Here is an 11,479-nt window from a genome sequence, read left to right on the forward strand (position 1 = left end):
TCGTTCCCCGGCCACACGGAGTGTCTCGGGCGGCTTAAGGGGCTGGTGAAGGGAACGGATGAACTTCTGTCTGAGTGACCTCGTGCCGCCGCTGCGCTGGAGCGACGCGGCCACGATCCCACTTCTGCGCGACCAGCCTGACCTGCCGGACGCCTGGTGGCGGAGCCTGCCGATGGCCCGCGTGCTCGCCGTGCTGCCTGCTGAGCGGCTGGCGGAGATCCTCACCGCACTCGCCCTGAACCACTGGCCTGCCGCTACCGTGGGCGACGTGCTGCCCGCACTGCACGTCCTGGACCCGGACGAGGCCGACGAGCCCTGTACGGCCATAGCCCTCGACCGCGCGGGATCCTGGCCGGGTCTCCTCGCGCTGACCGGCCACGACCTGCGCGACCAGCCGTTCATCCAGCCGGTCCCGCTACTGCACGCCCTCTTCACGGCGGTCTTCGCACGCCTGGCGACCCCGCTCCCGGCGGCTTCGGTTCCGCCGGCTTCGGTCCAGGCGCCCGCCGCGCGGAGCGAGTCAATCCCGGGCAAGTCCGATGCCATACCGAATGAGTCTGAAGCCGTCCCCGCACCGGAGACCGCGCCGGGTGTCGTGGCGGGTGTCGTGGCGGAGTCCCCCGCAGAACCCGCCGCCGAACCCGTTTCAGGGCCCACTTCAGGGCCCACTTCAGGGCCCGCTGCCGAGAGCACGGCCGAGAGCGTGGAGAGCGCCGGGGGCGCCGTACCGGAAGCCCTGCCGGTGCCCGAGGCACGTCGTGCGGCTGAGGCTGAGCCCGCTGCCGTCCCTGGATCGCTCTTCCAGCCGGCCCCGGCGAGGAACGATCCGCCAGTGACCGACGCGGAGGCTCAGGCCGTCGTGCCCGGTGCCACGTTCGAAGAGGTCCGGGAGTCCCCCGCCGAGAGCGTGCCCGAGGCCGAGGCGGCTGCCGCCGCCCCGGTTGAGGCGGTCGCCGAAACCGGCGACGACTCCGTCGACGGCTCCACCGACGACTCCGTACCCGCCGCCGCCTCGGAGGCGGCGGGCGCTCCCGAGCCGGAGGAGGCCGCGCGGAGCCGTCGGGCCGGGCAGCCTGTGGAGAGCCTGCACGCGCTGGTGGACGGTGTCTTCGCCAACGCGGAGGACAAGCGCTGGGCGGTGGCGCAGAACAGGCTGTTCAGCGACACCCCGGCGAGCGCGGAGGCGCTGGCCAAGCTCTTCGCGGTGCTACCGGAGGTCATCTTCGGCATCGAGGTCGACCTGCGCCGGGAGCTCGGGGAGTGGATCGCCTCCGACGAGGCCGCCCCGTACCGGGAGCACCTGGAGGAGATGAGAAGGGTGCTCGGCAGGGCGGCGCCCAAGGAACGGCTGATCAACGCCGCCGACTGGCACACCCTGGAGCTGCACTCTCTCGACATCCCGGCCTGGCAGTTCGTGCTGGCCACGCTCCCCGGTTACCACCTGGTCGACGAGTGGCTGGTGGAGGGCGACATCGCCGAGCTCCGCCATCGCACCCGCGACATGCTCAGCGACGCCCAGCCGCCGCTGACCATCAACAAGGCCCTCGACATGGTCTCCTCGCTGGGCATCCACCCCGAGGTGTCCAAGGAGTGGCTGGAGAACGTTCCGCAGCTCCGCATCCTCGGCGCGGGCGAACGGCCTCCCCGGCGCCCGAACGGCGTCCCGGCCCTGATCGCGGAGAAGCCGCCCGGCGCGCCGCGGGAGAACGGGGAACCGGCGAAGGCCCCCTTCCGCCCGTTGAAGGACGTCTCGCTGACCAGACGCTGCTTCCGCCAGCCAGACGGCCGCTGGTGGCTCCGGATCGACGTCACCTCCGACCACCTGCGAGGCGCCGAGTGCTCGCTGCCCAGCGGGTTCGCCGCCTACCTCGGGATGTCACCCGGTGAGGGCCGCACGGTCAGCAGCGCGGTCGGCGACCTGGTCCTCAGCTGGCACGACAGGCCCGTGCTCGAGTCGCTCAGAACGCTCCTGGAGGACGTGGGGGCCAAGGAGGGCAGCCACCTGTTCCTCACCCTCTCCGACGAGGGAGTCCTGCGGGCCAGGCACCTACCGTCCGCCAGGGGCGAGGGGGAGGTGACGGCCCAGGCGCTGAGACTCGTCGGCTACACCGCCTCGGGCGGCACCCCGGAACAGGCCGGGCGGGTCATCGCCACCCGGGTCGGCATGACGGGCCCCGTGGGCATACCCGACCTTCTCACCCGGCTACGAGAACGCGGGGACCGCGATCTCCTGTCACTGTTGGCCTAGCTCATGCCCCGCCTCGCCATCTCCCCGGACTTCCCCGTCGAACTCGGCGCCCTGGCCCAGCCGGTGCGCCGGGACGTCGTGGTCTCGGCGCGCAGGTTCCTGCAGAACGTGGCGGGTGCTCCGCACCCCGAGCGGGTCAGGGGGGCCAGGGACCCCCGGGTCGCCACCCTGAGGCTGGCCGACCGGTACCGGGGCGTCGTGGTCAAGCAGCGGGACGTCTACTGGCTGCTGACCGTGCTGCCGGACGCGGAGGCGTGGGCGTACGCCCAGCGCTACCGGTTCGGTGTCAACACCGCGCTGGGCGTGGTCGAGATGTGGGACGCCGAGGCACTGGACCGGGTACGGCCCGCGGTGCGCAGGGCGGCCGAGGCGTCCACGACGCGGCTGTTCTCCGAGATCTGCGACAGCGACCTGGCCGAACTGGGGGTGGACGGCCGGTTCCTGCCGCTGGTCAGGCAGATCACCGACCAGCTCACCCTGGAGGCGCTCGAACCGCTGCTGCCCCCCACGCAGTACGAGCCGCTGGCGGCGCTCGCCAGGGGCGAGTCGATGGCCGGGGCCTGGCGGGAGCTGGAGAACTGCCGCGCCGTCGCCGCGGGACCCGAGCCGATCAACCCCGAGGACTTCGGCGCCGCGCTCCTGCGCAGCCCGGACCGGGCCGTCTTCACAGACCACCCGCGCGAGCTGAACCGCGTGCTCGACGCGCCCGGCTGGTGTGTGTTCCTGCGGCCGCCGCAGCACCGGCTGGCGTACTGGGAGTCCTACCAGCAGCCGACGCTGATCACCGGTGGCGCGGGCACCGGCAAGACGCTCGTCGCCCTGCACAGGGCGGCCCACCTGGCCAGGCGCGCGAGCGGCCAGATCCTGCTCGTCACCTTCTCCCAGGGGCTGAGCGCCGAACTCGCGACCAGGCTCGACCTGCTGGTCGAGGACGAGACGATCCGCAAGCGGATCGAGGTCGGCAACGTGGACCGGCTGGCCCACCGCATCGTCGCGGAGGCCGAGGGCCGTCCGCCCTCGCTGGTCGGCGCCGCCGAGCTGACGGCGCTCTGGGAGGAGACGGCGACCGGCCACAGCCCGGCGTTCCTGCTCCGCGAGTGGGAGCAGGTGGTGCTGGCGCAGAACCTCCGGACCCTGGAGGAGTACCTGGACACCCCCCGTTCGGGCCGGGGCGTCGAGTTGTCGGCCGAGGAGCGCGGCGCCGTCTGGGAAGCGATCGGGCACGTCACCGGACGGCTGCGGGAGCGCGGCAAGCGGACCCTGCTGCAGCTGGCCTCCGAGGCGTCGGTACTGCTCGGCCAGACCACTGGAGACCTGCTGGAGGAGACGGAGCCCGTGCGGGAGCCGTACCGGCACATCGTGGTGGACGAGGCGCAGGACCTGCACCCCGCGCAGTGGCGGCTGCTGCGGGCGGCGGTGCCGCACGCCCGCGACGACCTGTTCATCGTGGGCGACCCGCACCAGCGCATCTTCGACACGAGGGTGACGCTCGGCGCCGTCGGGATCGACGCGATCCAGCAGCGCCTGCAGGTGTCGTACCGGCTCCCGCAGGAGATCCTGTCCTGGGGAGTCCGGCTACGCGGAGGCGGTCCCGCCGACGGGCTCGTCAACGGTGTGCAGGAGCTCTACGGCTTCCGGAGCACCCGGCACGGGCTCAGGCCGATGGTCCGAGCCTACGATTCACCGCAGGATGAGCTGACGGGGCTGGTGGCACAGGTGGGACAGTGGGTGGATGAGGGCGTGACGCCCGAGGAGATAGCGGTGGCCGCCAGGACCGCCGGCCTCGTGCGTGACGCGCGGACCGCTCTGCGCGAGCTGGGGGTGCGGGTGACGACGCTGCACGGCATGAAGGGACTCGAGTTCCGGCGGGTCGCGGTGATCGGTGTGGGCGAGGGAATCGTGCCCGACCCCGACTCGCTGACCCCCGTCGGCGAGGATCCGGCGGCCAGGGCCCACGATCTCCAACGGGAGCGCGGCCTGCTCTATGTCGCCTGCACCCGGGCACAAGAACTCCTTTACGTATCCCATTCCGGACGGGCAAGTCCCTTCCTTCCCAACTGACCACATAGTCTGAACTGCGGATGTAATCCCCTTTGCCGGTTGGACCTCAATGAACCTCAGCCTGAGCGACATCGCGCCACCTTTGCGCTGGACCTCTCCCGGCCAGGTAGCGCCGATCGCAACCGATCCGCGCCTCCCAGAGGCGTGGTGGCAGGCGCTTCCGCTCGACAGGGCCTGCTCCACCATCGGGACGTCCGAGGTCGCCGGACGCCTGACCGACCTCGCCCTGGCGTGCTGGGGTCACCTGATGCTCGGCGACGTCCTCCCGCTGCTCAGGTTCGCCGACCCCGCCGCGAGCGTACGCACGCCCGAAGGGCTCGGCCGCGAGACGGTGCACAAGCTGTTCACCGGGGTGCTGGAGCGACTGCTCGAACCGGTCACCGAGGAGAGCGTCGCCCGGACCCGCCCCGCAAGGCCCGACCGGCCGCTGCCCGAGCTGATCGACGAGGCCTTCGCCACGCTGGACGAGCGGCAGCGGGCCATCGCCAGGGACCGGCTCTACGCCTCCCAGCGGGCCACCCTCGACGACCTGGCCCAGCGCTTCTCCGTCACCAGGGAGCGCATCCGGCAGATCGAGCGTGACCTGCGCGACCATGTCGAGGCCTGGCTCGCCAAGGATGACGCGGCCCCGCTGATCGGCCACGTGTCCTGGCTGCGGGGCCGGCTGGGCTCCGCCGTGCCCGCCGACGACCTGGCCGCGGCGGTGCCCTGGCACCGCACCGACCTGGCCACGCTGGGCATCCCCTCCTGGCGGTTCGTGAGGACGCTGCTGAGCGGCTACGAGCAGGTGGACGGCTGGCTGGTCGCGGGCGGCGCGGACGAGCTCAGGGAGAAGACCAGGCAGCTGTTCACGGACGGGCCGCGCCCGCTGGAGGAGGCGGTCACGCTGGTCAGCCAGCTCGGCATCCGCGAGGACGTGGCCGAGCGCTGGCTCATCGCGGTGCCCCAGCTGCGGGTGCTGGAGAACCACGTGGTGCCCTGGCCGCGCAGCGTCAACGACAAGGCCGAGGCCGTGCTCGCGGTGGCGGGCAACCCGCTGACGCCCGAGGAGATCCAGGAACGCATCGGCGAGGACTACAGCCTCGTCGGCATCCGCAACCAGCTCACCGCCGACGACCGGTTCCTGCGGGTCGACCGGAACAAGTACGGGCTGTCGCGCTGGGGTGGCGAGCAGTATCTGGGCATCCGGGAAATGATCGTCAGGGAGATCGAACGCTCCAACGGCGAGGCGTCCGTCAACACGATCGTCACCAACCTCACCGGGCGCTACGACGTGAGCGAGAGTTCGGTCCGCGCGTACGCCGGCGGCCCCGGCTTCGAGCGCACGCAGCGCGGGTGGATCCGGGTGGCCGGAGCCGAGCAGTCCGACTACCAGCCGCGCCGCGACGTCTCGGAGACCCGGCGCTGCTTCCGCAGCCGCGACGGGCGCTGGTGGCACCGGGTGGACGTCAACGCCGAGCATCTTCGCGGCTCCGGCTCCCCGCTGCCGACCGGCTTCGCCGCGCACCTCGGCATGGCCCCCGGCGGCCAGCTGACCGCCTCCACCCCCTCGGGCGACGTGGTGATCAGCTGGCACAACCAGCCGACCATGGGTTCCATCCGCCCCGTCCTGATCGCCACCAACGCCTCCGAGGGTGACCACGTCTTCCTGACCGTCTCCGACGGCGGCGAGTTGCTGACCCGCTACCTGCCCGCCGCCTCACCGGCGCTGCCCGCCCTGAACCGTGCGCTGCACCTGATCGGCTACACGGCGCCGGTGGCCTCGGAGGCCGAGGGCGTCCGGCTGATCGGCGCCCGCATCGGCCTCTCGGACGGCTGCACCCGCGAGGAGGTGATCGCCCGCCTGCGCGACCGGGGGGACCGCGAGATCCTCGCCTTCCTGGAAAGTGGTGTCTAACCGCGTGCGTGGAGAGCCCGTCCGATGTGGCGTCGGGGTTGATTGCGTAGGCTCGGCGTATGTTGCGCCTGTATGACACGCGGAATCGCCAGGTCGAGCGGATCGTTCCCGAGGGGAGCCGCGCGCTGCGGATGTACACCTGCGGACCGACCGTCTACCGGTCGGCCCACGTGGGCAATCTCCGGTCCTACCTGCTGTCCGACCTGATCAGGCGGGTCAGCGAGCGGCAGCGGGTCCGGGTGGTGGTCTGCCGCAACATCACGGACGTCGGTCACCTGGTCGACGACGCCGAGCTCGACCCCTCCGGCGAGGACAAGGTGCTCGCCCAGGCGAGGGCCGAGGGGCGCAGCGCCCTGGAGATCTCGCGGTTCTACGAGGACGCCTTCCTCGCTGACACGGCCGCGCTGAACATCCGGCCGCCCGAGCACTCGCCCCGGGCCAGCGAGACGATCGACCTGATGATCGAGATGATCGCCAAGCTGATCGAGAAGGGGCACGCGTACCCGGTGCCCGACGGGTCGGTCTTCTTCGACGCGGCCTCCTTCCCGACGTACGGTGAGATCTCGGGCAACCGGCTCGACCGGCTGCGGCCGGGCCACCGGGTCGAGGGCGTCGATCCGCGCAAGCGCTTCCACGCCGACTGGGCGCTGTGGAAGCCCTCGGACCGGGAACTGACCTGGGAGACACCGTGGGGCCGGGGCTTCCCCGGCTGGCACATCGAGTGCTCGGCCATGTCGCTGCGCTTTCTCGGCGAGCGCATCGACGTGCACACCGGTGGGATCGACCTGCGTTTCCCGCACCACGAGGACGAACGCGCCCAGTCCGACGCCACCGCCGGAGGCGAGGTGGTACGGCACTGGGTCCACGGCGAGCACCTGCTCTTCGACGGGCGCAAGATGTCGAAGTCCACCGGCAACGTGGTCCTGCTCAAGGACGTGACGGATGCGGGCCTGGACCCGCTGGCCGTGCGGCTGGCACTGCTTGAGCACCGCCACCGCCAGCAGATGAACCTCACCTGGGACACTCTGCGGGCCGCCGACAGGACCCTGCGGCGCTGGCGGGGTCAGGTGGCCGAGTGGTCGGAGTCGCCGAGCGGCCCGATGCCCGCCGATCGGGTCTCCCGGATCGAGGCGGCCTTCGACGACGACCTGGACACCCCGCTGGCGCTCCGGTTGCTGCGCGAGCTGGAGCGCGACGGCTCGGTCGCCCCCGGCTCCCGCTTCGAGGCGTTCCTGCACCTCGACCAGATCCTCGCCCTGGACCTCTCCCTCGACATCGGCCGGTCGGTCAGGCCGAGGAGCCTGCCCGGGGGTGCCGCCGAGCTTCTCGAGCAGCGCGCCCGAGCCCGCGACGCCCAGGACTGGGCCGCCTCCGACCGCCTCCGCGACGAACTGGCCGCCCTCGGCGTGAAGGTCGTCGACACCCCGGAGGGCCAGACCTGGTCCTGACGGTCAGGTGAAGATGCGCGTGATGACAGGGTCACGTACGGAATCGGGGATCAGGTGGCGGCGCAGGGAGGCGCCGAGGGCACGGACGTGGACGGGTCCGGCCAGGCAACCGGTCGCGCGCAGCAGGTTGTGGGTGATCGCCGCGCAGGTCAGCCCTTGGGAGGCGCGGGGCGCTTCTTCGTGTTTCCTAAGCGGGCAGGTCCCAGGACCGGCCGTCCGGTTCGCCCAGCCAGACGTATTGGCGGTCCCTGGTGACGGTGAGTCCGAACGCCGACTGGTGCGGAGATCCGGCGTCCTGCCAGATCAGGATGGCGTCCTCAATCGCGTCCCACAGCCGCAGCGGGCCGTGCTGGTGAACCGTCCACCCGCCGCCGGGGTTCGGCCTGGTGTCGGCCCGTGATCCGGTGCCGACGTCTAACAGGATTGTCGTGTCTCCGCTCGATGATCGCTGGGCGGCCGGCGCGGCGAGCTGAGCGACGAACAGCGGGGCTTCGCCATTGAGGATCGCCGGGTCGATCCTGGTCTCTCGGGCCTGGCCGATGCCCGTCATGATGGGTGGCCGCGGCGGCGGCAGGTGGGAGCGGGCACGCATGAAGTACAAGTCATCCTTCAGGAACCGTCCGCTCGCCGTACCGTCCTCGTCGAGGGTGAGGTGCGCGAACGCGATTCCGCCCATCCAGCCCCACGTTGGCGTGGTGATGGTCCCTCCGGCGCGGACCTGCCCCATCCATGCCGGGGGGATCGTCCGTACCGAACAGGTGCCGATCAGCCGGTCGTAGGGGGCGTTGTCGTCGTAGCCGTGGAGGCCGTCCCCGGTCACGAGCGTCGGCGCGTATCCGACCTCGGTGATGGCTTTCCTCGCACGCTCGGCCACGGCGGGGTCGTACTCGATCGAGGTCACCACACTGTCGCCGAGGCGCTGGCACATCAACGCAGTGGAGTAGCCGGTGCCGGTGCCGATCTCCAGCACCCTGTCACCCTTGCTGATCTGAGCGGCTTCCAACATCCGCACGACCAGGCTCGGGGTTGTGGACGACGAACTGGGTGAGCCGGTCACCGCCCCCGTTGCCTCTTCGGCCAGAACCCCGTCTACCTGGGTCACCCACGTCTCATCGATGTAGACCAGGGCCAGCCAGTCGTCCACGCCGACCTCAGCGCGACGTACGGGGGTCCACAGATCACCACGGGTCGCATCGGCCAGGTAGGCGGCATCACCTACGAACAGCTCGCGCGGTACCGCTTCCAGCGCTTTGCGCCAGTCGGGGGAACCTATGGTGTCCGCCAGCGCGCGGCGGAGCATCATGGCTGTGTCGTTCACGACCACCATCTCTCCAAGAGCAGATCGGCGAGGGCGTGTGCCATCGCGCCGGAGTCAGGCAGCCAGCCCCACTGCCCGTTGGGGTTGCACTCGATGAAGATCCATTTCCCGCTGGCTTCGAGCGCGAAATCGAACGCGCCGAACATCAGCCCGAAGTGGTCGAGGTAGGCGTGTAGAGCGTTCCTGATCGGCTCGGGTACGTCGATGGGGTCATGGGTCAACTGCTCCCAGTCGCCGCTGCGCCAGTCGAGCGCACCGTCAGGAGTGGTGATCCTACTGGCGAACACGCGCCGCCCAATCACTGTCACCCGCGCGTCGGCGACCTTGCGCACCTCCTGCTGGAACAGGTGGGCGGTCACCGACACTGAGTCATCCAGGTCTTCGGAGGTGACCCGCTGTGTCCATATCGCAACGCGACCCTCCGGAGAGGGTGGGACGCCTCGGAACGATTTGTAGATGATCGGGCCGTGCTCGGCGGCGAACTTCCGCGCCTGTTCGAGGTCGTTGGTGATCAGGCTCAGCGGGATGCTCAGCCCGAGCCGGGCAGCCGTTCGGAGCTGCGCGACCTTGTAGTCGGCGCGGTTGATCGCCGCGGGATGGCTGACGTATGTCGCGCCGTGCAGGGTGCGCAGGATGCCGCCGAGCCCGTGCTGGGCTTCGGCGGTGGCGAAGGTGCTTTGCTGGGCGGGCAGGTGGGCGAATCGGACCGAGTACGGGTTGGGGCGGCGGTAGTACACCGCCCCAACCTCCGCGAGCGCGATGTCGCGACTCGCCGTACGCAGCCGGCCAGCCCATTCCCCGCGGTCATCAATGGCGGCGCTGAACATCAGCCCGGCGCCGATATCGGCAGGATCGGCTCGGACGACCCGCGCCTGGCGCTCGTTCAGCACCTCGATCACCAGGTTGGCGGTGACGTCCTCTACCGATGTGATGACCAGCACGGTCTGTGGTGATGGCCGCATCCGCTAGCTGTCGGTGTTGGAGTCGTCAGCCACGTTGGCGCTACCGCCGGAGCCGTCGCTCCCGCCGCCCTTTGACGTGGTCACGGTGACCTTGTTGCCCATGTCCACGATGACGCCGGCACGGCTGCGGAAGCTGGTGAGCTGGGTCACCGGGTCGAACTGGATCGTGTCGTACAGCGGCGGGCACTCCAGAAGTGGCTCGGTCGTCCGGTTGAGTCCCCAAGGGGCAATCGCTGTGGTCATGCTGTCCTGCTTTCTGTCGTTGTTGCTGGTGCGGCCCTGACAGGGGAGTCCCTGCCCGGGAGTCTTAAAGAGGGAGGGGCTGGCTCCCGCGTACGGCCGCGCCGCCGCTCGCGGGCTTGCTGCTGTGAAGCCGTTACCTGCGGTGCGATGATCATGGCTTTCGTGGTCCGCCCTCAGTCCTGGGCTGCTGGCTGGAGGTCATGGACCTGGACGATCAGCTGTGTGGCCAGCGCCCGGTGAAGCCGGTTGAACTCGTCCAGGCCGATGTGCCGCTGGTGGTGGGTCTCCACCACCCGGCCGTGCCCGGCCTCGCCGTACAGGTTGGCCAGTACCCCGATCGGGAAGTAGTCGCTGACCGTGCACACGACCGGTGCCCCGACGCGCAGGTGGGGGCAGGTGGCCAGTGCTTCGCCAAGGTGCGCCTTGCAGATGGGCGGGTTGGCTGTGGACATGGTCGACCGGAGGGCGCCGGGCGCCGCGAAAGGCATGATCCAGGTGATGCGCCCGGTGTCGGGGTCGGTGGCCGGCTCGCCACATACTCGGCATAGCCGGTTCAGCATGCACCGTCGTTGCCGCAGCGTATGCACCATGGGCCACAGGATCCTCCCTTCCTGCGCGGTGCCGCAGCGAGCCCACAGCGCGCCGAACATGCGCTCCCCCAGGAGCGCATCCCGGTAGGTCAGCCGGTGCACTCCGTCCGCCCACTCGAAGGTCAGCGGCAGATCCAGGGTTTCCTCGGCGTACGGCGTGATGTAGGGCTTGCGAAGCCGTGTCGCTGCGGCGCCCGTCATGACCTGCCGCCTGGTTGAGCGGTGAGGATCAGGTCCGCGACCTGTCGAGGCTCCCGCACCGTCTCAAGGCCGGGACCGTTGCGGAGGGATACCAGGTAGCAGCCGGAGCGCGGCCCGATGGTCACCGTGGCGTCCACCCATCCGACGTCGTTGTGAACGACCAGCTCGGGCACGTGCCGCTTGGGCTTCTCCAGCGGGATCGGCCGGCCGTCGTCGCCCGTCAACTTCAGACCGATGGTGTGAACGGCGTACGAGCGGATTCCCCGCGCTTTCAGTAGCTGCTGCACGATGGCCAGAGCTTTGTCGTGCTGCTCCGCCTTCGCGTCGACTAGAGCGCCCGTAATTTCGTGAGCCATCGTGGACCTCCAACAGTTTGTCCCACGACGTTCAAGCTACACAGATCACAGCGCATGAAGTATGGGGCTAAGGTCCGGAGGGTGGTCAAAGTGGTCAAAGATCGTTTTTCTGAATTTCAGGTCAGCGGGTTTCCGTCCGCTTGCGTTAAGGACCT

9 protein-coding genes are annotated in these 11,479 nt (G+C 70.2%); 4 read left to right on the forward strand and 5 right to left on the reverse strand.

Translation table 11 applies throughout. The features are described from left to right. The first annotated feature begins 58 nt into the window (after positions 1 to 58). From ACQP0P_RS41650 to cysS, 4 genes are read left to right on the forward strand one after another with little or no spacing between them, the layout of a single operon-like run. Positions 59 to 2,248, forward strand: coding sequence for a hypothetical protein (locus ACQP0P_RS41650; protein ID WP_433366866.1), 2,190 nt, complete (start codon positions 59 to 61; stop codon positions 2,246 to 2,248). A gap of 3 nt (positions 2,249 to 2,251) precedes the next feature. Further along, the gene (locus ACQP0P_RS41655; RefSeq protein ID WP_433366868.1) at positions 2,252 to 4,309 is read left to right on the forward strand and encodes a UvrD-helicase domain-containing protein; all 2,058 of its coding nucleotides are present in this window, start codon (positions 2,252 to 2,254) and stop codon (positions 4,307 to 4,309) included. 49 nt (positions 4,310 to 4,358) lie between these two features. Beyond that, positions 4,359 to 6,206 carry a sigma factor-like helix-turn-helix DNA-binding protein gene (locus ACQP0P_RS41660; RefSeq protein WP_433366871.1) on the forward strand — a complete coding sequence of 616 codons (1,848 nt, stop codon included), beginning with the start codon at positions 4,359 to 4,361 and terminating at the stop codon, positions 6,204 to 6,206. A gap of 59 nt (positions 6,207 to 6,265) precedes the next feature. After that, positions 6,266 to 7,654, forward strand: a complete 1,389-nt coding sequence (gene cysS, locus ACQP0P_RS41665; protein WP_433366874.1) for a cysteine--tRNA ligase — start codon at positions 6,266 to 6,268, stop codon at positions 7,652 to 7,654. A 187-nt stretch (positions 7,655 to 7,841) separates the two neighbouring features. Here cysS and tgmC read toward each other — a convergent pair whose 3' ends face one another. The 5 genes from tgmC to ACQP0P_RS41690 form a co-directional block, all read right to left on the reverse strand. Further along, positions 7,842 to 8,972, reverse strand: coding sequence for an ATP-grasp peptide maturase system methyltransferase (gene tgmC / locus ACQP0P_RS41670; RefSeq protein ID WP_433366876.1), 1,131 nt, complete (start codon positions 8,970 to 8,972; stop codon positions 7,842 to 7,844). Continuing rightward, positions 8,969 to 9,913: an ATP-grasp ribosomal peptide maturase gene (gene tgmB / locus ACQP0P_RS41675; RefSeq protein WP_433366878.1), complete on the reverse strand. Its 945-nt coding sequence runs from the start codon at positions 9,911 to 9,913 to the stop codon at positions 8,969 to 8,971. The genes tgmC and tgmB overlap by 4 nt, the downstream gene beginning before the upstream one ends. A gap of 24 nt (positions 9,914 to 9,937) precedes the next feature. Continuing rightward, complete coding sequence (tgmA, locus tag ACQP0P_RS41680) at positions 9,938 to 10,177, reverse strand: putative ATP-grasp-modified RiPP (protein WP_433366881.1); 240 nt, start codon at positions 10,175 to 10,177, stop codon at positions 9,938 to 9,940. Between the two features lie 173 nt (positions 10,178 to 10,350). After that, a complete protein-coding gene (locus ACQP0P_RS41685; protein ID WP_433366884.1) occupies positions 10,351 to 10,968 on the reverse strand; it encodes a hypothetical protein in 618 nt (205 codons plus the stop codon). Next, on the reverse strand, positions 10,965 to 11,324 hold the full coding sequence (locus ACQP0P_RS41690) for a hypothetical protein (protein WP_433366886.1): 360 nt from the start codon (positions 11,322 to 11,324) through the stop codon (positions 10,965 to 10,967). The genes ACQP0P_RS41685 and ACQP0P_RS41690 overlap by 4 nt, the downstream gene beginning before the upstream one ends. Between the last annotated feature and the right edge of the window lie 155 nt (positions 11,325 to 11,479).

It is taken from the genome of Streptosporangium sp. CA-115845, assembly GCF_050943795.1.
Taxonomy (GTDB): domain Bacteria; phylum Actinomycetota; class Actinomycetes; order Streptosporangiales; family Streptosporangiaceae; genus Streptosporangium.

Excerpts from the sequence above, each read along its gene's own strand:
- ACQP0P_RS41655 (WP_433366868.1), top strand. The coding sequence starts at position 2,252 with ATGCCCCGCCTCGCCATCTCCCCGGACTTCCCCGTCGAACTCGGCGCC.
- tgmA (WP_433366881.1), bottom strand. The coding sequence starts at position 10,177 with ATGACCACAGCGATTGCCCCTTGGGGACTCAACCGGACGACCGAGCCA.
- ACQP0P_RS41690 (WP_433366886.1), bottom strand. The coding sequence starts at position 11,324 with ATGGCTCACGAAATTACGGGCGCTCTAGTCGACGCGAAGGCGGAGCAG.
- cysS (WP_433366874.1), top strand. The coding sequence starts at position 6,266 with ATGTTGCGCCTGTATGACACGCGGAATCGCCAGGTCGAGCGGATCGTT.
- ACQP0P_RS41685 (WP_433366884.1), bottom strand. The coding sequence starts at position 10,968 with ATGACGGGCGCCGCAGCGACACGGCTTCGCAAGCCCTACATCACGCCG.
- ACQP0P_RS41660 (WP_433366871.1), top strand. The coding sequence starts at position 4,359 with ATGAACCTCAGCCTGAGCGACATCGCGCCACCTTTGCGCTGGACCTCT.
- ACQP0P_RS41650 (WP_433366866.1), top strand. The coding sequence starts at position 59 with ATGAACTTCTGTCTGAGTGACCTCGTGCCGCCGCTGCGCTGGAGCGAC.